The organism is Agrobacterium sp. B1(2019), assembly GCF_008274755.1.
Lineage (GTDB): Bacteria > Pseudomonadota > Alphaproteobacteria > Rhizobiales > Rhizobiaceae > Agrobacterium > Agrobacterium salinitolerans.
Genome location: NZ_VTPB01000004.1, coordinates 236,278 through 256,355, shown reverse-complemented (window position 1 = coordinate 256,355; position 20,078 = coordinate 236,278). Strand labels below are relative to the sequence as shown.

The window sequence follows — 20,078 nt, the reverse complement described above, 5'->3', positions numbered from 1 at the left end:
CTACCAAATCCCGAACCGATTTGCCCTCGGAATCTGCCTCGCTGAGTCATCGTGCCGCAGCTATTCGATGGCCTCCGGCGTCCTCGTCTGGACGGCATGAACCCGCCGCCAATCAAGGCCTGCGAACAGGCCTTCGAACTGGGCGTGGGTCAATGTCATCAAGCCATCCTTGATGCCCGGCCAAGTGAATGTGTGCTCTTCAAGCCGTTTGTAGGCCATGACGATTCCGGAGCCATCCCAGTAGATCAGCTTCAACCGGTCCGCCTTGCGCGACCGGACGACCAAGAACGTACCAGTGAACGGGTCTTTGTGTAGCTCGTTCTTCACCAGCGCCGCCAGGCCGTCATGACCCTTGCGGAAGTCGACGGGTTTGGTCGCCACCATGATCCGTACGCGGTTCGACGGAAAGATCATGTCGCTGCCGCCAAGGCGCGGGCGATAGCCGCGATCCGGGATGCAGACGCGCCTTCCTCAAGACGGATCGTGACAGGGCCTACGACAATCTCGGCGCGGGAAGCAACCTTGACGGCCTGTGGCTCCGACGCTGGAGTATCGACAACGATGGCCGCAAACTCGACTGCATCGTCCGGCTCTGGCAACACCAGCTTGCCTTGTCGCGCCAACGTCCGCCACGATGACAGGTGGTTGGCCTTCAGCCCGTAGCGTTCAGCCACCTCATTCACCGTCACGCCTGGTCTCAGGCTCTCCGAAACGATCCGTGCCTTGACCTCGTCAGGCCAATGGCGGTGAGGCTCACGCCTGTTTCGCCGCGTTGTGAGAACCTCCAATGTAGATTCCATGGAGAAATTCCTTGTCTCTCATCCATGGAACGTCGATCACAGATCAGTGCGCGGCAGACAATGTGGGGGCGGAACACCGCTTACGACAAGATTCCACTCGAGCTTCAAGATTTGATGTGCAGGAACCAGTGAGAAAGCTGCCTGCAGCACGGACTGCATCCCGAGGCGTGTTAACGGATCCTTGGCCTCCACATGAAGGTGAAGGCCACCGACTGCACGGGTGATGACGGCGCGTCCGGAGTCAAAGGCAAGAAGTCGTTCGGAATGATTGTTGGTGATTGAAAAAGACCAGCCGCGCAGGGTAACGCACAGCAAATCGAGCGTCCGATCCGGTTCCGGCATCGACACGAACGTTTCGGAAATGTGTTTGGCCATAGGAAATCCTCGGCGACCGGTCAGACAAATAGAAGGCCGGAGCAGTTGCAGCGCGTGACGGGAACACCGGTCGGCGATAATGTGGCTCATACACCTGAAGTTTTCCTCGGATGACAGGGCGGATGCTACATAAAATCTCAGACGCGACGCACAAGACGGTCAAGGGCCCGCAAACAACGGTTTCACCCTCATCATTCCTTTCCGGTATTCTTCATTGGAACTCCACCAAGGCGCGGTTAGTGAACGGCAGTGCTGCTAGCCGTCACGGCACACCATATAAAGGCAATTAGGGAAAGCGCCGAAGCGCTCTATTCTTCAGCCACGTCTTGCTCGCGAATCTCACGACCGGCATCTGCCTCAAGCGCCGATATATGGTCGCGGCATACCTCGTCCACCAGACCAAGCAGTATCGTTACTCGCTCGCCAATCCAGTCAAGTGCTTCCCGACTTATTTCGTATTGGCTGGAGTAGCGTGCCTTCACGTAGGCTTCGTTGATTGTATTGAACCACGCTCTCTCCCGATGGTGCTCGCGAGGGAAGGCCTCGATCAGTCGTTGATCCCGTTCTTCTGCGAAGGATCGCAGAACTTTGAGATTGTGAGACGCCGGCGTGTAGTTCGTCAGCGTTAGGAGAACGCTGGCATATGCCTGCTCGATCGTCTGATGTAGCAGGAATGCTGCCTCTTTGGTATCTCCCTCCCGATTGTAGAAGTCAAAGCCCTTTTTGTATTTCGAAGCCGCGATAAACCTATGGTCAAAATGCTCTTTTGCGACTCGCAAGTGCGCTTCCGGCGTCAGCGTCTTAGGCTCTGCGAGAGGCTTGTCGTCCAGCTCGTAAAGAGCGATGCCTTCCTTACGGATGTCGGAAAAGAAATGCTGGCTCTCCTGCAAGGAGGTGTTCACCTCTCGCAGCGAATGGACGATGATCTGCACGGGTCTTTTTATCGTCTTGTCACGGATCAACCTGTCGGCAGCCTTGTACCAATATTCCGCAAAATCCGTCAGCTTGCGGTTGTTGACGATCACAAGAAGATCGAAATCAGATCGATACCCCTTGGAAGTGAACGGTTCGTCCACCTGCGTACCCCTGGCATAGGATCCGAAGAGGATGATCTTCAGGATCCGTCCACGCTTTTTGAATTTCGCCGTGCCTCCCTCCAGGGCATCCTCGAATTCTTCGTGAATAATCTCCAGCGCGCGCTGGAGTTCCTGTTGTATTTGCGGGGGAATATGGTCGAGCGATGTCTTCATGTTCGGCAAATGTCTTCTCTTTTCCGCAACAGGCTGGATTCGTCCGTCTCAATCTGTAGTTTACATCACACTTTGCTGGCAACAAATGTTGCTGTCCGAAAACCCGCCTAATCCCTTCGCAAGTCCGGCTTTCTGAGCGACTGCAGCCCGATGCTGACTTACGATACTGTCTGGTCGTCCATGATCTCTGACAGGGCTGTGCAAAGTGCTCTGATTTCCTCACATGTATGGTCCGAGGTGACACAAACGCGAATGCCGGCCTTCCCCTTCGCAACTGTCGGGAAGAAGATCGCCGAGCCGTAAATTCCTCGATCGAGGAGCGCCCGGGTCCCGTTGACGGCGCGCTCTTCGGTGCCAAGGTTCAACGTCCGAATTGGCAAGGGTGCACCTCTTTGCTCTGTCACCAGCATCGAGTCCAGAAGTTCGATATTGGAACTGAGGGCGAGCTGTCTTCGCAAAAGCTCGTCGCTGCGGTGTACTGTCAACGAACCTGAAACTGCACCGATTGCCGCAACATTCAATGACGCAGAAAAAGCGTGCGCGACGGCAAAACGCCGGAATAGTTCTTCCTGACGCGCCGTACCAAGCATCAACATTCCGCCCGAGGCGCCAAAACCCTTTCCGAGCGACGCGGCTATGATTGTTCGCTCGCCGAGTTCGTTTCCGTATTGTGACCTCGCAAATCCTTCGCCGTTCTTCCCGCAGATTGATACGCCGTGGGCGTCATCGATGTAGAGAAACAGGCCGTATCTATCCTGCAAGTAGCGCAGGTCCCGAATGGGCGCATGTCCACCCATCGAGTAGACGCCGTCGCAAACATAAGCCACGGCCCTGTTGGCCCGGCACAACTCCTCCAATGCGTCGAGATCATTATGGGCCACCGTACGAACCTGCGTTTCCAGAGCTATTGTGCCCTTGTGAAAGGCGAGTGTTGCGTGCGCGTGGCGGTCAAATGCCATCATCGGCCTGATGCCGCCAGTGAGGTGTCCGGAGGCGACGATAGGCAATGCTCCCATGTTCGCCGCCAGCACGGTTGTGTAGGTAATGACCCGCGCCTTGAAGTGATCTGAAAGAGAATTTTCCAGGTCGCGGAGGATTGCAAAGTTCAGTCGGGTCCTTGCACATGACCAGTGCAGTGTCCGGTATTCCTCAATCGCCTTGACCGCGCCGTCTATGACGAGTGGATGATTGTCGAGGCCCAGATATGAACAACGCACGAAATCCGTGATGCGCTGTGATGGAAAGCCGTCAAAAACGACCTCCACCTGCCGCGCAGCCCTTGGCCGCGCATATAGGGCCATCAAGCCCTGCTGGTGAGCCGCGTTGAAGTAGTCTTGGGCATGATCTATCAATCCCCCGGTGTTTCGGCTTGCGTGTTGCAGCGTTTTGTCGGTCGACATTTCTCAGGTCCCCTAACCAAAAAGATGAATGCAGGATCGGCAAATTATCGCAACGATCAACAAACGCTCTCGGAAGATTTTGAGAAATCTCTGTAAACCTTTGGCGTCATAAACCAGAACGGCACTTATGTCGGCTGCGAGGCTACATCGATGGCGTAGCCGCTTGATCTTGCAGTTCTGATGATTTCTAAGCCCGCCGCTTTCTTCAGATGTCGCCTAATACGGCCAATGTGAACGTCAACCGTCCTCGGTTGCACGTAGACCTCATTCGGCCACGCCGCCGCTATCAACTCGCCCCGACTGAACACTCTGCCGGGAGCGGTAAGAAGGTGTTCGAGCAATTTGAATTCGATCGGCCCCAAGGTGAGCTCAATGCCGCTAACTGTAACGCGTTTGCGTTCCGGCCAAAGTTCGATTTCTCCCAGTTGAAGGGGTACGTTTGGTGATGTTGTCGCGACCGGTTGTTGCCGGAAAGGGTTTATGCCTTCAAGAAAACCCAGCAGATGTGGCGGCCAGAATGGGCGGATCAGGCACTGATCCGCGCCTGCCCGCATGAGTTCCATATAGGCTTCCGTGTCACCGTTGGGAATGATGGCAAGTACTGGCAGTTCTTCCGTCTTGTCGCACGATCTGATGCGCTGGCAGATGATGGCTGCCCCGTTGTGATCGCGATCCACGTCGAGGATCAGTCCCACGATGTCCGGCTGGGCTACTTTGTCGCCGATTTCGTTTCTATCGCAGAGAACCGCCCGTGTACCCTCCGTGGAGAGAATATGCTTGAGCATCGCAAAATAGTCCGCGTTCTCGGTAAGAATTGCGACCGCGGCTTTTGTTTCTATCTCATGCTGCATCTCAGACCCTCAAATATACAACGACTGTTCGCAGCCGTCATATGATGTCACAAAAAATAATGCAATCACGGGTAGTCATCCATGCAAAATAGAATAAATAGGGAAATATCACCGAATCTCCGCCATTTCGCTTGAAATTGCATCTTATTATGTGACATCATAAAGATGCTTTCCAAGGGCCCGGTGTTTCATGGGCGGGGAAGCCGTAACCTGATCGAGTAGCCATGGGCGAACATGCAGGCGTTGAGCTCTGCATCTCTGAAACGAGCCTGAACGCCCGGCATATTCGTTGTTCTGCGCCGGGTGGCTCGGAGGTTACATGCATAGTTTGAAAAGTGCAGGCGTTGCCGGTAGCGCCGGCGATGACATTCTCACGTTTTGCGATGAAGCCGACGCTACGGCGGTTGCCAGAATGATTTTTGGTACGGATGCCGCGCTCGCCGTCGCCTTCAGTGCTATTGATGCACGTCTCGACGGGAGGGATGGCGATTTTCTTTTTTGGGCCAGAGTTTTCCGGTCGCTTACTGACGTATGAATTGTGAGCGTCGGATTAGAATTTTGTGGCCGAATATCCTGCGGTGCGAACGGTTCTAATGACGTCGCGACCGTGTCGGTTCAAAGACCGTCTTATTTTGCCGATATGAATGTCCACCGTACGCGGTTCGACATCGGCATCCTCGGGCCAGCAATTCCGGATGAGTTCGTCACGGCTGACGACCCTGTCTGTGTTCCTTGCAAGATACAACAGGATCCGGAAATGCAGTGGCGAAAGACTGATGTGCGTCTCGCCCCGCCGGACCCGGACGGATGCAACATTGATTTCCACGTCATCGAGAAAAACGCTGAGATCAGTTGATGCGGTTGTGTTACACCGCAAGCAATACTTGAGAAACTCAAGCAGGTTGCCCGGGTCAAAAGGGCGCCTCACCAGATAGTCAAATACCGACGATTGAACGCCGTCTATCATTTTATTGTCAAGCGGGAAGCCGACAAGTCGAATATCGGGCTGTTCTTTCTTTATGAGAACCGCTGAGCGGAGCAGATCGCCCGTTGCAAGGCAGATCAGTACCGTGCGACGCTGTGGCTGAACCTTGCTATTATCCGGTAATAACATGTCGAGACTCGGCAGCAGGTCGACGTCGTGACCGGCCTGCTCGAGAATGTAACGCAAAATAAGGTAGAGCTCCGGGTCAGTCGTGTGGATGATGATCGAGTGAGGCAAGAGCATCTCCCTTCCCTTTGTTTTCTGCGTCTCACAATTCTTGACTCAAGCGGGCGTGTACTCGCCACCGTTGATGTCTATGATCGCTCCATTGATGAAAGCGGCTTCATCGGAGACTAAAAAGCCGACCAGCCGTGCCACTTCTTCGGCCTCTCCTAGTCGCCCGGTGGGTATTCGTTTTGCTGCGTCGAGATTGACCGGGGTCTCCGCGGTTCCCGTCATTGGGCTCAAGATGCGACCCGGAGCGGCGACATTGATTGTGATCCCGTCGGCTGAAAATTCGCTGACGAGCGCACGGGCCATGCCAGCGAGCCCGGCTTTTGATGCTGCATATGCGGCACCGGCGATCATCGGCCGTGTTCGACCTGCAAGCGAGCCGATCAGGACAATCCGGCCAAATCCCTTATCGACCATACCTGGTAATGCCGCCTGGCAGCAGAGCATGGCGCCGGTCAAATTCACGTCAAGCACATCATTCCACTCGCAAAGGTCAACGGAGGTAAATCGCTTGGCCACACCGTCCGGTGCTTTCGGCGAAATGCCGGCGGAATAAACCAGTAGCGCAGCGGAGGACCACAAGGTTTCGACATCGCGAAAGAAATCGGCAACCTCGCCTGGATTTCTGACGTCGCAACAACCGACTAATAGCTGGTTAGATGCTATCTCAGCATCGAAGAAAGAGCGCGCGGCGTTCGCCGCGCTTTCTGTCTGCCCAAAAACCGCGACCTTGTGGCCAATATTGAGTAAATGTCGTGCAACCGACAGTCCAATACCGGACGTGCCTCCGGCGACCACTGCGACTCGGCTCTGGCAATCTCTCGTCATGCCGCACTGTCCATCTGAGCAAAGAGAGAAAGTGCAGGGTGAGCTTCGGGATCGGTCATAACCTCAATGAGCAACGGCAACTTTCTTTTCTTCACCTTTTGCATGTGGGCCTTGAGGTCCTGCGGTTGCATGACCCGGACGGCATCGCATCCGCACGCTTGTGCAATCTTGACGTGATCGACCTCTGCAAAATGGCAGGCGGTTGTGTACTTTCCGAATTTTACAGTTTCGGCGTCACGCTGGAAGCCAAGAATTCCGTTGTTCAGTACGATGATCGTAATCGGAATTTGCATGCGGACCAGTGTTTCAAGCTCGGCCCAACTGTGCGCAAATCCCCCATCTCCCACCAGTGTTACAACATCGCTCTGAGGTGCCGCGACCTTGGCGCCGATTGCAAGGGGAACTCCCCACCCAAGTCCTGCAAGACCCCGCGGGGTGAGCACACGCGTCCTTTCGGAAGAAATTCTGAGTTGGCCGAGGACCCACATCGATGAATAACTAGCATCCGCCACCACAGTGGTGTTCTCATCGATTACCCCTTGAAGCTCGGCCATAATCCGTTCGGGACGAAGCGGTGAAGCCTCAGAGCTGTAATAGACCCGGCGATCGTCATTGAATTTCCTCCAGCTTTCCCGAAGACGGTCGCAGACAGCCTCGCGGGCAACGGTTCTGAGGTGCAAGTCACAAAACCTGATCCTTTCACGTAGGCCGGCCAAGGTCTCCCGCGCGTCACCAACAAGACGAATTGCCTCAAAATTCCGCCCGACCTCCTGTGGATCGGCATCTATATGGATAATCTGGGCATCGGGACTGTACTGCCGCCAGTTGTCTGTACCATTCTGGTTCGTCCTCGTTCCGATCAAGACGACAAGGTCCGCTTCACGAACGATCTCGACCGTGTGTCGGCCCAGCGACTTCGGGCCGACAAGAGATGCCAGTACACCTCCTGAAAGTGGGTGCCACTCATCAACTGAGCCCTTACCCATATTCGTTGTGAAGACAGGTATCGAGCACTCGTCCTGCAGCAGTCGCAACTGCTGGGCAGCCCCGGAGGCGTGGATGCCGCCGCCTGCTATCACGACGGGTGCGCGGGCGTTTGCTATCGCTTTCACAGCGATATCGAGATCTTTGTCGGCGGGACGTGATCTGTCGAGCGGCCAATGGCCGAGATTGTTCGCTCTTCTCTTTGTTGAGGCAGTAGACGCGGATCGCAAAAGATCCGCAGGAAGGAGCAGTACTGCGGGACCCGCTCTGCCAGACGAGGCGGCGGTGAACGCGGCATCGATGTAATCGTCTACCCGCTCTTCCACGGAAACACGACGAACCCATTTTGTGCATGACTGAAACAGGCTGATGTGATCGAGGTCCTGAAACGCGTTTCGATCAGTCTGATCACGCTCCACGTCCTGGACAAGTGCAACGACCGGGACGCTCGCCTTGAGTGCTTCAGCCAGCGGAGCAACAAGCAGCGCCGCCGCGGGCCCGTTCTGGGCTGCCACGACGCCGACTTTGCCAGAACGCCTAGCGTAGCCATCGGCCATGGCGCCCCCCATGTTTTCCTGGCGATACGCAATCTGCGTTATACCGATCTTTTCGGCCGCCAAAATGACGGCCGACGGAAGGCTTTGTCCAAAGATCACCTCCACATCATGGCGCCTCAACGCGTTGGCAATACGCTCAGCGACGGTTATTTCATGAACTGCAGTATCCATTATGCGGCCTCCCAGGCATGGCGATCAAGATTCACGAGGAAATCGTCAAAGACGGAAACAATGTCACCCATGTCACTGTCCGTCATGGGCGTTGATAGCGACGCAGCGGCGCCGTAGGGCATCAAAATCCCATTGTTTGCAAAGTGCCTGCGCAGCAGTTTCAGGACGGTTTCTTCCGAAGCTGTCGGAATGCTGTCCTGGTAAGAAACCGGCGCCACCTTCTTGGCGTGTATTCGAAAAAGCGAAGCCGCTCCCGTCACGCTCAGATTTGCGTCGTGACGTTCGATGCGTGATCTCAAACCGTCGCGAACCAGGTCACCCAGATGTTCGAGACGTTGGAAAGCATCCTCCGTTAGGGCTTCCATCGCAAGACGGCCAGCGACCATCGACACGGGATTTGCAGAAAAGGTTCCACCTTGCGTAACTGGTGCCTTACTTCCTTGCTTGCCAAAGGCCGACATGATCTCCCGACGTCCACCGACTGCCCCTACCGGAAAGCCACCGCCGATGATCTTCCCCATTGTGACGAGGTCAGGCTCCAGACCGTAGCGCGCTGAGGCTCCAGTGAAGCCCTGGCGGAGGTTCAGTACTTCATCCGCGATAATGACGATCCCATGTTGCTTCGCCACCTTGTTGATTGTTGCGATGAACTCCTGTGTCGGCTCTATGAGACCCGCCCGGCTGGGCATCGGATCGATAAGAATAGCCGCAAGGCGCCCGGCATTCATCGTGATCTGCTGCTCCACCTGCGTGGGGCAGTTAAATTGGAGGAGCACGACGTCATCTATGACGTTTGCGGGCATGCCTGGGTAGGCGGGGCAGGGCGTGTTCGACAAGGCGTGCTGCCCCACCTCCGCCCAGTCATATGCGCCGTGGTACGCACCTTCCACCCGAGCGATTGCGACCCGGCCGGTCGTTGCTCTAGCGGCCTTGATGGCAAACATGACGGCTTCCGTTCCACTCGCGACGAAGCGGACCTGCTCAACAGCCGGAATCCTGCCTATTAGCAATTCCGCAAGATCAATCTCATGGTTCATCGGATTAGCAAAGCAACTGCCTGCTCTTAGTAGCCCGGCAATCGCCTCAGTTATGGGGGGATAGGCATGTCCGTGGATCAAGGTTGTGAAGTTATTGTTTAGATCCAGCATGCGGTGCCCGTCGACGTCGGTCACAAACGAGCCTTCCCCATAGGCAACAAAGACCGGGTAGGGATCCAGTTCAATAGTCGCGCGTGTGACGCCGCCTGGAAAAACGGAGGAGGCGCGTTCAAAGAACGCGATGGACGTTTGCCGCTCAGTGGGGCCTGTCGGCGAGGTATTCGACGATAACAGCATTAAATCATAAAACCCTTGTCCTGGAGGAAGACAGGCACACTGTGCCGGTCACTTGCAATTTTGTTGCAACAAAAATTCTATGAGTCAATATGTGACGTCAATTTAAAGTTCGGGTTATTATTCGTCCGTAGTTGATGCGGCGTTGCGCAGTTTGCGGTAGCCCTCCCTGATGTCGTTCTCTATTGCCGCCCGCACGCCGGTCGGGTCTTTGTCAATGAGAGCCTCAATTGCGACCATGTGATTGTGGACGCCCTGGCGATTTTGCGCGTACTCGGGGTATAGGTTGAGAAGCGTAGGACCAATCCGCGCCCAAAGGGTTTCAATCATGCTGAGCAGGCCGGTCATTCCGGATAGATTGTAGATGGCAAAGTGGAATTCCTTGTTGTGCCAAAGAGCATCGTGATACCTGCCTTCTTCTAGGCTTGTGTTTATAACATTTTGTATATCAATGAGTTTTTTTATTGACGCTTCGTCGGGATTCCTTGCTCCGTATTCTGCGGCAGTTCCTTCTAGGGCGATCCTCGTAACGGTGATATCGCGCAATTCCGCCCTTGTGAGCGTCGGAACGACGAGCGTTTTTGGGCCGGAAAAAACAAGTACCGATTCCGTCGTCAGGCGGTTCAATGCGTCGCGCGCAGGCGTCGTGCTTACGTTGAGTTCACTGGCTATCCCCCGGACGGTAAACTTGTGTCCGGGAGGGTAGCTGCCGCGGATCATTCTCTCCCGTAGCACATCATAGACCATGCTTCCCATTCGCTGGCCTTGAACGCCGGCATCGCTCTCTTCACGTAAAATGTCGATCATTTTCCCCTCTTGTTCCGTTGACTCACCGCATTTTTGATGTCACAAAAATGGAATATAAAGTTTTTGCGAACGATATGTGACAACATAAACGCTATTAGCATCTAATCTGTTACGCGTCGCTGGCTTGGCAAGATAATCTTGAAAGCTGCTCCGAGCACCCGTTTTCACGTTCGTCGCAGCATTAAAAAAGGAGGGGTAAGGTATTGATAGGTGAGACTCTAAATCTTGACGGGCTCGCGAAGAGCTATGGCAACGTCGTTGCGGTCGCTGGTGTTGACGTCTGCGTGCAGCCAGGTGAGTTCGTGTCAGTGCTGGGCCCATCTGGGTCAGGCAAGACCAGCGTTCTGACGATGATTGCCGGTTTTGAGCGTCCCACGGCAGGCAGGATCGTGATCGGCGACCGTGACGTGACCGACGTTGCTCCGAATAAGCGAAATATCGGGATGGTCTTTCAGAAATACGCACTTTTCCCCCATCTCACTGTCCGTCAGAACATAGCTTTCCCGCTAAAGCTCAGATCGCGCTGGCGCTCCGGATGGAAGCAGCGGGCGGACGACATGCTTGACCTCGTTCACCTGGCCGGTTTTGCTGACAGGTTTCCTTCCGAACTGTCGGGCGGCCAGCAGCAGCGTGTGGCGGTCGCGCGAGCGCTTGCGTTTGAGCCACCCGTTATGCTGATGGACGAGCCCCTCGGCGCGCTAGACAAGAAGTTGCGCGAAGCCATGCAGTTCGAAATCAAGCGCATCCAGAGGCAGGTGGGAGCAACCGTCCTTTATGTGACGCATGATCAGGAAGAAGCGCTGACGATGTCCGATCGCGTTGCGATAATGCAGGGCGGAAATATCGTCCAGATAGGAGCTCCCTCCAGTCTTTACCACGCGCCCGCCACCCGTTTTGTTGCTGATTTTGTCGGAAAAATGAGCTTCGTCGAAGGAGAGGTTTTTTCTTTTGAAGACGACGGGATGCTCGTGCGATTAGCCGACGACGTCTTTGTCCGGACCGCTTCTGTCGATGCGGCACGGGGGACGCTCCGGCTTGGTGACGAGATAATTCTTGCCATGCGTCCCGAGAGGATCGTATTGAAAAAACGAGGTCCTCAAAGGCTCGGGGCAATTCCAGCTCAGATCGAGAGTCTGGCATTCGTTGGATCATTCCATGCGTTTATCGTCCGTCTGGACCTGCCTGGATCACCGCTGGTGGAGGTTCAGGTCGTGACCGGAAGTGAGGTAGATTTCCGCACCGGTGATACGGTCGATCTCGTACCCGACCCGCATGCTGTCAGCTTTTTTTCAAAAGAGGAGAGGTCTGTGGCATGAGCGCTTCCTCACCCGCTTCCGGGGCACTCGCCAATCTACACAGTCTGATGTTTGCTTCGCCCTCTGCAAAAACATATTCCCATGCAGGTGCGTTGCTTTTGCTTCTGCCAGCTGCAGTCATGCTTTTGACGGGGTTCATTTATCCTCTGGCAAAACTCGTCGCGCTCAGTATGCCGGACATGAGCCTCGAGCTGTACATTCGCATCTTTCGCGAACCGCTTTATCTAAACGTCCTGTTCTCCACGACGGTCGTGGCACTTGCGGTTATGTGCTGCTGCCTCTTCCTGGGCTTTCCTGTAGCTTACGCGATGGTCCGGCTCAAACACCCTTGGGCCCTCATATTGACGGGATGCGTGCTCATTCCGCTCTGGACATCGGTCCTGGTCCGATCATATGCTTGGATTGTGCTGCTTCAGAGAACCGGCATCATCAACCAGGCACTTCTCTCGAGCAAGCTCATCGACGAGCCCCTGCGCATGATCTACACACAGGGGGCGGTCATCGTCGCGATGACTCATGTCCTTCTTCCCTTCATGATCATGCCCATCTTTGCGTCACTGCGGGCTATTCCTCCGGAGTACGTTCAAGCGGCAATGAATCTTGGATCAACCCGATTGCACGCCTTTCGCGCAATCATTGTTCCTCTGAGCCTTCCTGGGATATTTGCGGGATGCGTTATCAGTTTCGTTCTTGCACTCGGTTTCTATGTCACCCCGGCGTTGGTAGGGGGAGCCGGATCGCTCATGATGGCAACGCTCATCGGTCAACAAACGACTGTCCTGCTCGATTGGCCTTTTGCAGCTGCGCTTTCAACCTCACTGTTGGTCGTCACGGTTGCCGTCATAATCATATTTCGAAGAACACTTTCGCTAAGCAAGGGGCTGAACAGTGGCATCTGATAGTTCAACATTTCCGGTCTGGTCTACTGTGGTGCGGCCACTGCGCAATACCGTCGGCCGGTATCGCAATATCCTTCGCATCTATACCGTAGGCCTCTTTGTCTTGCTGATAACGGTATTCTTGGTCTTGCCGACATTTCTCGTCATCCCCATGAGCCTGAATGACGGCAGCTATCTTGCGTTTCCACCACAAGGCCTAACATTAAAATGGTACAGGGCGTATTTTTCGGATCCTGATTGGATGGCCGCGACATTGTTCAGCCTGCAGGTCGCATTCGCGACAGCTGTTGTGGCAACAACCATCGGCACGACAGCAGCGCTTGCGCTCGCAAAGAGCAGATTGCCTCTTAAGGAGCTTCTGCAAAGCCTCGCGCTTGGGCCTATGATCGTCCCGCACGTGGTTCTGGGTGTATCGCTTTACCTCGTGTTTTCACCGTGGAGAATAACGGGGACGTTTGCAGGCTTTGTTCTCGCGCACACAGTCTTAGCCATCCCGTATGTCATGATCGTGGTGGGTGCTGCGGTGCAGAAGTTTGATCCCTCGCTTGAACTCGCGGCCCTCAACTGCGGCGCAAATCGAATCCAGAGCTTTTTCCTCGTGATGCTGCCCAATATAGGCCCCAGCGTGGCCGCGGCTTCGGTCTTTGCATTTCTTGCGTCGTTCGATGACGCGACGGTTTCGTTCTTTATCTCTGACATTGGCGGGAAGTCGATTGGACGCAAGATGTTCGAAGATATCGATTTCAACCTCACACCAGTGATCGCCGCCGCGTCAACCGTGCTCGTCGCGATCTCGCTCGTGCTCATGACGGCGGCGCAACTTCTGACGACTCGAAGCAGACACTAACTCCACATTAACTGAAGAGGATTTGAAATGATCAGATCGGATCAGACGCCGAAGGCTTGCCTGAGGTCCGCGTTTTACATGTTCGTCGCCTTTGCTCTCATATTCGCTCTTGGGTTTCAAAAGGCGAGCGCCGAGCAACGTTTGGTCATTGCCACCACGGGAGGTACCTATGAAAAGGCACTGCGTGATGCGTGGTTCGAACCCTTCACGAAAGCGACAGGCATAAAGGTCGTCACTGTTTCTGGAACGGATGCGGAGAAGCGGGCAAAGGTCACGGCTATGGTTCAAACAGGTAACGTCACCTGGGACCTCTATCTGGATGGTGAAATCCAAGCTGGCTCCGACGCACACTTTGCCATAACGGAAGACCTGTCCGACTTTTGCAAACAGTTCATTAACAGCGCGGACCTCCGGGCGGACTCGTGCACGCGCGGCGGGGCGAAATTGCAGTCAACCTCCACGTTATTGGCTTACAAATTGAATGAGAACGGAAGCAACCCTCAAACCTGGGCTGACATGTGGGATTTGGTGAAGTTCCCGGGTGCACGCAGTTTTCCTAGCTTTGACGATCCATGGCGAGTGTTGGCCGCCGCATTGCTGGCGGACGGAGTGCCGAGGGACAAGCTTTTCCCACTTGATGTTGATCGAGCATTTCGCAAGCTCGACGAAGTAAGGGATAGTGTACAGGTTTGGTGGAGGACAGGAGATCAAAGTGTTCAGGCGTTTCGCAATGACGAGTATCGCGTTGGACAGATCTGGTTGACGCGGGCGAAGGCCTTGAGGGCAGAGGGTTACAAGATTGGCTGGAGTTATGATGGCGCATTTCTTGTGGGCGATCGCATAGCGCTCGTGCGTGGCGCGCCAAATCGGGAAAATGCGCTGAAGCTCATTGATTTCTGGCTGAGGAATCCTGCGGTGCAGGCCAAAGCCTGCGAAACGCTTTCATGCACTCCTCCAAGTCAGAAAGCGATTTCTCAGATGTCATCGGAGGCTCGCGCCACCCTGCCATCCGCAGCAGATGTTGAGAACCGGATCATCGTCCCTGATGCACAATGGATCAACGCGAACATGGGTATGTTGGTGCAGCGCTGGAACTCATGGATACGCTGAAAAAACCCAAGGCGCCAAGGCACTTTGACGCGCGCGTGGCATCGTACGGTACCGAAGGGCCATGACCTTTGATGGCAACCGATTGTTCGGCTTCGTCTCGGGCGGGAAAACAGGCAACGCGGTGGATCGTGCATCTCCGATCACAGGTCGTTTCCCTTGGTGCTAAACATTTCCATGATGTCTTTTGTATGCGCGATCAAAAGAGCGCAAAATGAACGCTCGGCGCAGTCTCTGTAAGGGGCTGTCCGAGGCATTAATGGATTGGCCCCTACAGCAAGCTGCGCTCTTCGGCATTGACTGTACCGCTACAGGTTGTGGCTAGTCTTTCTGCGATCGGTACCCAAGCCTTTCAGAAAGCGCATTGGCGGTGGTGCGAAGCTCCTCCCCAAGGCAAGCGATTTTTTCGTCGCTGGCTTCGCTGCGGATCAGGCTGATGGCGATACCAGCTGATGCCGCTCCCGAGTAATCGCGTATCGCCGCACCAATGCAAAGCATACCCTCGCGTATCTCACCATCGTCGATCGAGTAGCCGCGAGTGCGCGTCAAAGCAAGTTCCTCTTCAAGCTGCGAAAGGGTAGCAACGCTCCTTGATGTCAGAGGCAGTGGAAACTGAGAGAACAACATCCCCAATTCTTCGGGCCCGAGATCGGACAGGAGGATTTTGCCTGTGGCGGTAAACGGCGCAGGCAGACGCATGCCGATCCGAAATGTGTGTCCAAGCGGCCGGGCCGAGTTGCGGCAGCCGATATAAACGACTTCGCCACCCTCGCGGACGGTCAGGGTCACGGTGTATGGATCAAGGTCGTGCCGCTGGGCGAGATGGTCGTTGAAAGCTGATACGATATCGAGCTGCGACAAAAAGCCGTTCGCCCATCTGAGCGAGTGGGCTCCAACACGCAGGGTTCCATCGGCGGATCGCGCGAGAAGATCAAGCTCAGTCATAACCGCCAACAACCCATGCGCGGTGCTTTTGGGCAAGTCCAAAACGCGTGTCAGCTCGGCTGCTGAAAGGTTGCGGGGGGAACCCGAGACCAGATCCAAAATACGCACCGCGCGTCTGAGTGCCGGTACAGTGTCTGAAATTTGCGACGATTGTTGATCTTCTGCCATGCACCTTCCTTGACATCAGTGGCCGCATCGGCCCATAGTTCACTATATTGAGTCTAGTTCAATTAGTTGAACTTTAATGCGGGAGGGTTCGATGATCAAGCTGAAAAATGCGGCGCTATTGCGTGATGCATGCCTGGTGAATGGCCGATGGCTGAAAGCCGCAGATGGCAAGACGATTGCGGTGGAAAATCCAGCCAACTCGATGATCATCGGCCACGTTCCTTCATTATCTGCAGATGAGGTGGAAGCCGCGGTGGAGTCATCAGGCTGGGCACTTTCTGATTGGAGCCGCCGTCCTGCAAAGGACCGCGCTGCCATACTGCGTCGCTGGTTTGATCTCATGGTGGCGAACGCTGACGATCTTGGCGCGTTGATGACTGCCGAGCAGGGAAAGCCGCTTGCGGAAGCAAAGGGCGAGGCCCTTTATGCGGCATCTTTCGTGGAATGGTTCGCCGAGGAAGCCAAACGTGTTTATGGCGATACCATTCCGTCGCCGACCACGGACAAGCGCATTACCATCCTGAAGCAGCCGATCGGCGTCTGCGCCGCGATCACACCATGGAACTTCCCGGCCGCGATGATAACCCGCAAGGCGGCCCCGGCACTTGCTGCAGGCTGTACGATGATCGTCAAACCAGCTGAACAGACCCCTCTCACCGCACTTGCTCTGGGTGTTCTCGCCGAAGAAGCGGGCGTTCCTGCCGGTGTCTTCCAGGTGGTGACGGGCGCCGCACGCGATATCGGCAAGGTGTTTACCGAAAGCGACACGGTGCGAAAGATCTCCTTTACCGGATCGACCGAAGTCGGTCGTTTGCTGATGGCGCAATCGGCCCCGACGATCAAGAAACTGTCGCTGGAACTTGGTGGCAATGCGCCTTTCATCGTCTTTGATGATGCCGATCTGGATGCGGCCGTTGAGGGGGCGATCGTGTCGAAATACCGCAATGCCGGACAGACCTGCGTTTGCTCCAACCGGATCTATGTACAGGACAGTGTTTACGACGCATTCGCGGAAAAGCTGGTCAAAAGAGTCGAAAGCCTGTCCGTCGGCAAAGGCACCGAACCGGGCGTTCTGATTGGACCCCTGATTGACCAGAATGCCGTGGCAAAGGTCGAGGATCACATTGCTGACGCCCTTGGCAAGGGGGCAAAGATCGTGACCGGTGGTAAACGCCATACTCTTGGAGGCACGTTTTACGAACCAACGGTTCTGACGGGTGCAACCCAGGCTATGAAGGTTGCCCGTGAGGAGACCTTTGGTCCGGTCGCCCCACTCTTTCGGTTCGCGACAGAAGACGAAGCGGTCGCCATGGCGAACGATACCGAATTTGGTCTGGCGGCCTATTTCTACACCGAGAATGTCCGCCGGACATGGCGTGTCGCAGAAGCGCTCGAATACGGCATGGTGGGCCACAATACAGGCCTTATCTCCAACGAAGTCGCACCATTCGGTGGCGTGAAGCAGTCCGGCCTGGGCCGCGAAGGCTCTCACTACGGCATCGATGAATATCTTGAAATCAAATACCTGTGCTCGGCCATCGGCTAAGATCACGCTGGGAGGATCAGATGACCATCAACCCTTTTGAATTCCGCACCGTTCCCTCCATGCAGGTTGCCTGGAGTGGCGCCCAGCGTCTCGGAGAGATTCTTTCCGGCAGGTTTCAGGCGCGCAAGGCGCTGCTGATTACCGATGTGGGTCTCATCAAGGTCGGCCTTATCAAGCCGATCGCTGACGCCCTTGCGGCCAGTGGCTTTAACGTCACGATTTTCGACAAGGTCGTCGCTGATCCGCCAGAGCACATTGTTGCCGACTGCGTTGAATCCGCAAGTCGGAGTGGCGTCGATATCGTTGTTGGTCTTGGCGGCGGTTCATCGCTCGACATCGCCAAGCTCGTGGCTGTCCTTCTGGTTTCCGATCAGACGCTTGCCGACATGTACGGGATCGGCAACGTGAAGGGAACACGCCTTCCGCTAGTGCTCGTGCCGACCACGGCCGGCACCGGATCGGAAGTCACAAACATCTCGATCATCACCACGGGCGAAACCACCAAGATGGGGGTCGTTTCTCCGCAGCTTTACGCTGATTTCGTTCTTCTGGATGCTGAACTGACGGTGGGACTACCGCAGGTCCATACGGCAGCCACCGGTATCGATGCTATGGTGCATGCAATCGAGGCTTATACCAGCAAACACAAGAAGAACCCGCTATCAGATGCTCTGGCGCGCGAGGCACTGCGTCTGCTCGGTGCAAACCTGATCGCCGCCTGCAGGAACGGCGCCGACCGGAAAGCCCGCGAAGGCATGCTGTTGGGTGCGACATTGGCAGGTCAGGCTTTCGCCAACTCACCGGTGGCCGCCGTCCACGCGCTCGCTTATCCGCTGGGCGGCCATTATCACGTGCCGCACGGGCTTTCCAACGCCCTGATGCTGGGGCCGGTTTTACGCTTTAACGCGAAGGCTGCAGCGCCGCTTTATGCGGAGCTTGCCGACGTGCTGGGTGTTCCGGGTGAAGGTGATGCCGCAACCCGTTCGGATGCGTTCGTTCAGCATATGGAAACGCTGATGGACGAGAGTGGCGCGCCGCGGCGTCTGCGCGATGTCGGGGTGACGGATAACACGCTGGCCATGCTTGCGTCGGACGCAATGAAGCAGAGCCGCCTCCTGGTCAATAATCCGGTAGAAGTCCGCGAAGAGGATGCGCTTGCGCTCTACCGCGAGGCATTCTGATCAATTTCTTACATCAATATCTTCAGTCCCAAGGGAGGAAAACGAGTGACCGATATCAGACTTTACATGCTTCAGTCGGGTACGCTGAAATGCAAGGTACACAACATCAAGATGAACCAGGGAAATGGTGCGGACTATGAGATACCCGTTCCATTTTTCCTGATTACCCATCCCGCCGGGCACACCGTCATCGACGGTGGCAACGCGATCGAAGTTGCGACGGATCCGCGGGGCCATTGGGGCGGCATCTGTGATGTCTATTGGCCAGTGCTGGACAAGGATCAGGGCTGCGTTGACCAGATCAAGGCGCTTGGTTTCGATCCGGCCGATGTCAAATATGTTGTGCAGTCGCACCTGCATCTCGATCACACCGGCGCCATTGGTCGCTTCCCCAACGCAACCCACATCGTGCAGCGGTCTGAATATGAGTACGCCTTCACGCCGGACTGGTTTGCTGGTGGTGGCTATATCCGCAAGGACTTCGACAAGCCGGGCCTGAAGTGGCAATTCCTCAACGGTACGCAGGACGACTATTACGACGTTTACGGTGACGGCACGCTCACCACGATCTTCACGCCCGGTCATGCGCCCGGCCACCAGTCCTTCCTGGTGCGATTGCCAAACAGCAAACCGCTTCTCCTCACGATCGATGCTGCCTACACCCTCGACCACTGGGAAGAGAAGGCTTTGCCTGGTTTTCTTGCCTCGACCGTTGACACCGTCCGCTCGGTTCAGAAGCTCCGCACCTATGCCGAAAAGCATGATGCGACGGTCGTTACCGGACATGACCCTGACGCCTGGGCGAACTTCAAGAAGGCTCCCGAATTTTACGCGTAAATAAAACGAGCAAGCCAACACCCAGATACGGCGAGGTTGCATGCAGCTTCGCCGATTTTTATGATATGAGCCAAGGGCCCTCAGCCGAGCAGGACCGTGTATTTCTACGCACAGGCCTTTCGGGATATCCGCCTCCGTTCAGGTCGATCGCGTTGTCCCCTCAAGTGCCTGAATCCTGTCCTGATATGAGGTTTATCACACCGGCAACCCTGCCAGTTTCGTCAATGATGCAAACACTTGTTTCCTTGATCGAGACGTCCAATCCGGCAAAATATACCATGTAGCGCTTCTCCAACTGATGTTTTGAGCTACGTCACGTAGCGCGACGCGCTCAGTCCGCTTCATTTGCGAGGCGACTCCTGCGATACTCAAAGCGGTCTTGTAGCAGACCAGCTGTGACACAATCGGTGCCAGATGCCGAAGGGCATTTATAGCTGTTACATAATTTACTTCATGCCCCAAGCACGCGGTAAATGGCGGGAATGACCAGGATAGTCAGCAGGGTCGACGATGCGGATTTTGTCTTCCGCAGAATGATGCTTGCGCGTCGCGCGGCGGATGTCCTTGATCGTCTTCTCAACCGCCGATGTCTGCGGCCCGGTTTTCTGTCTCATCGCTTCCTTCGATAGTGCTACGATGAGCCGAGAATCCTCTCTTCT

The 20,078-nt window shown here is 55.4% G+C and carries 21 protein-coding genes; 8 read left to right on the top strand and 13 right to left on the bottom strand.

All coding sequences use genetic code 11. The features are described from left to right. Window positions 1–60: 60 nt before the first annotated feature. The 6 genes from tnpB to AGR1_RS25340 all read right to left on the bottom strand — a co-directional run bounded on the left by tnpB (window position 61) and on the right by AGR1_RS25340 (window position 4,676). Complete coding sequence (gene tnpB / locus AGR1_RS25365; RefSeq protein WP_149148754.1) at window positions 61–414, bottom strand: IS66 family insertion sequence element accessory protein TnpB; 354 nt, start codon at window positions 412–414, stop codon at window positions 61–63. Beyond that, the gene (locus tag AGR1_RS25360; RefSeq protein ID WP_046799294.1) at window positions 411–800 is read right to left on the bottom strand and encodes a transposase; all 390 of its coding nucleotides are present in this window, start codon (window positions 798–800) and stop codon (window positions 411–413) included. The genes tnpB and AGR1_RS25360 overlap by 4 nt, the downstream gene beginning before the upstream one ends. Before the next feature lie 36 nt (window positions 801–836). After that, window positions 837–1,175: a DUF2218 domain-containing protein gene (locus AGR1_RS25355; RefSeq protein WP_246669741.1), complete on the bottom strand. Its 339-nt coding sequence runs from the start codon at window positions 1,173–1,175 to the stop codon at window positions 837–839. Between the two features lie 308 nt (window positions 1,176–1,483). Continuing rightward, window positions 1,484–2,425, bottom strand: a complete 942-nt coding sequence (locus AGR1_RS25350) for a nucleotidyltransferase and HEPN domain-containing protein (RefSeq protein WP_149148753.1) — start codon at window positions 2,423–2,425, stop codon at window positions 1,484–1,486. Window positions 2,426–2,583: 158 nt separating this feature from the next. Beyond that, entirely contained in the window at window positions 2,584–3,825 is a 1,242-nt protein-coding gene (locus AGR1_RS25345; protein ID WP_149148752.1) for an aminotransferase class I/II-fold pyridoxal phosphate-dependent enzyme, read from the bottom strand. 125 nt (window positions 3,826–3,950) lie between these two features. After that, window positions 3,951–4,676, bottom strand: coding sequence for a response regulator transcription factor (locus AGR1_RS25340; protein WP_149148751.1), 726 nt, complete (start codon window positions 4,674–4,676; stop codon window positions 3,951–3,953). A 319-nt stretch (window positions 4,677–4,995) separates the two neighbouring features. Here AGR1_RS25340 and AGR1_RS25335 point away from each other — a divergent pair, with 319 nt between their 5' ends. Then, entirely contained in the window at window positions 4,996–5,211 is a 216-nt protein-coding gene (locus tag AGR1_RS25335; RefSeq protein ID WP_149148750.1) for a hypothetical protein, read from the top strand. A gap of 15 nt (window positions 5,212–5,226) precedes the next feature. Here AGR1_RS25335 and AGR1_RS25330 read toward each other — a convergent pair whose 3' ends face one another. From AGR1_RS25330 to AGR1_RS25310, 5 genes are all read right to left on the bottom strand, one after another. After that, window positions 5,227–5,904, bottom strand: a complete 678-nt coding sequence (locus AGR1_RS25330; RefSeq protein ID WP_149148749.1) for a response regulator transcription factor — start codon at window positions 5,902–5,904, stop codon at window positions 5,227–5,229. Between the two features lie 39 nt (window positions 5,905–5,943). Further along, window positions 5,944–6,723 (bottom strand): SDR family oxidoreductase, encoded by a 780-nt coding sequence (locus AGR1_RS25325; protein WP_149148748.1) that lies wholly within the window; start codon window positions 6,721–6,723, stop codon window positions 5,944–5,946. Next, window positions 6,720–8,435: an acetolactate synthase catalytic subunit gene (locus AGR1_RS25320; protein WP_149148747.1), complete on the bottom strand. Its 1,716-nt coding sequence runs from the start codon at window positions 8,433–8,435 to the stop codon at window positions 6,720–6,722. The genes AGR1_RS25325 and AGR1_RS25320 overlap by 4 nt, the downstream gene beginning before the upstream one ends. Beyond that, a complete protein-coding gene (locus AGR1_RS25315; protein ID WP_149148746.1) occupies window positions 8,435–9,769 on the bottom strand; it encodes an aspartate aminotransferase family protein in 1,335 nt (444 codons plus the stop codon). The genes AGR1_RS25320 and AGR1_RS25315 overlap by 1 nt, the downstream gene beginning before the upstream one ends. A gap of 117 nt (window positions 9,770–9,886) precedes the next feature. Further along, window positions 9,887–10,573, bottom strand: coding sequence for a GntR family transcriptional regulator (locus AGR1_RS25310; protein WP_149148745.1), 687 nt, complete (start codon window positions 10,571–10,573; stop codon window positions 9,887–9,889). 203 nt (window positions 10,574–10,776) lie between these two features. Here AGR1_RS25310 and AGR1_RS25305 point away from each other — a divergent pair, with 203 nt between their 5' ends. The 4 genes from AGR1_RS25305 (at window position 10,777) to AGR1_RS25290 (ending at window position 14,745) form a co-directional block, all read left to right on the top strand. Next, entirely contained in the window at window positions 10,777–11,889 is a 1,113-nt protein-coding gene (locus AGR1_RS25305) for an ABC transporter ATP-binding protein (protein ID WP_149148744.1), read from the top strand. After that, complete coding sequence (locus tag AGR1_RS25300; protein WP_149148743.1) at window positions 11,886–12,788, top strand: ABC transporter permease; 903 nt, start codon at window positions 11,886–11,888, stop codon at window positions 12,786–12,788. Before AGR1_RS25305 ends, AGR1_RS25300 begins: the two co-directional genes overlap by 4 nt. Next, window positions 12,778–13,635 (top strand): ABC transporter permease, encoded by an 858-nt coding sequence (locus tag AGR1_RS25295; protein ID WP_149148742.1) that lies wholly within the window; start codon window positions 12,778–12,780, stop codon window positions 13,633–13,635. The genes AGR1_RS25300 and AGR1_RS25295 overlap by 11 nt, the downstream gene beginning before the upstream one ends. Window positions 13,636–13,713: 78 nt before the next feature. Next, window positions 13,714–14,745 (top strand): ABC transporter substrate-binding protein, encoded by a 1,032-nt coding sequence (locus AGR1_RS25290; protein ID WP_246669757.1) that lies wholly within the window; start codon window positions 13,714–13,716, stop codon window positions 14,743–14,745. A gap of 318 nt (window positions 14,746–15,063) precedes the next feature. Here the strand turns inward: AGR1_RS25290 and AGR1_RS25285 are convergent, their stop codons facing one another. Continuing rightward, the gene (locus tag AGR1_RS25285) at window positions 15,064–15,855 is read right to left on the bottom strand and encodes an IclR family transcriptional regulator (RefSeq protein ID WP_149148740.1); all 792 of its coding nucleotides are present in this window, start codon (window positions 15,853–15,855) and stop codon (window positions 15,064–15,066) included. A 91-nt stretch (window positions 15,856–15,946) separates the two neighbouring features. Between AGR1_RS25285 and AGR1_RS25280 the strand changes: the two genes are divergently transcribed. The 3 genes from AGR1_RS25280 to attM are packed head-to-tail and all read left to right on the top strand — an operon-like array spanning window position 15,947 to window position 19,419. Further along, complete coding sequence (locus tag AGR1_RS25280) at window positions 15,947–17,401, top strand: NAD-dependent succinate-semialdehyde dehydrogenase (RefSeq protein WP_149148739.1); 1,455 nt, start codon at window positions 15,947–15,949, stop codon at window positions 17,399–17,401. A gap of 20 nt (window positions 17,402–17,421) precedes the next feature. Further along, the gene (locus AGR1_RS25275) at window positions 17,422–18,582 is read left to right on the top strand and encodes an iron-containing alcohol dehydrogenase (RefSeq protein ID WP_149148738.1); all 1,161 of its coding nucleotides are present in this window, start codon (window positions 17,422–17,424) and stop codon (window positions 18,580–18,582) included. Window positions 18,583–18,627: 45 nt separating this feature from the next. Then, window positions 18,628–19,419, top strand: coding sequence for an N-acyl homoserine lactonase AttM (attM, locus tag AGR1_RS25270; RefSeq protein ID WP_003517310.1), 792 nt, complete (start codon window positions 18,628–18,630; stop codon window positions 19,417–19,419). 446 nt (window positions 19,420–19,865) lie between these two features. On the opposite strand, the gene AGR1_RS29690 is transcribed toward attM, so the two are convergent. After that, entirely contained in the window at window positions 19,866–20,033 is a 168-nt protein-coding gene (locus AGR1_RS29690; protein ID WP_187772290.1) for a hypothetical protein, read from the bottom strand. Window positions 20,034–20,078 lie beyond the last annotated feature (45 nt).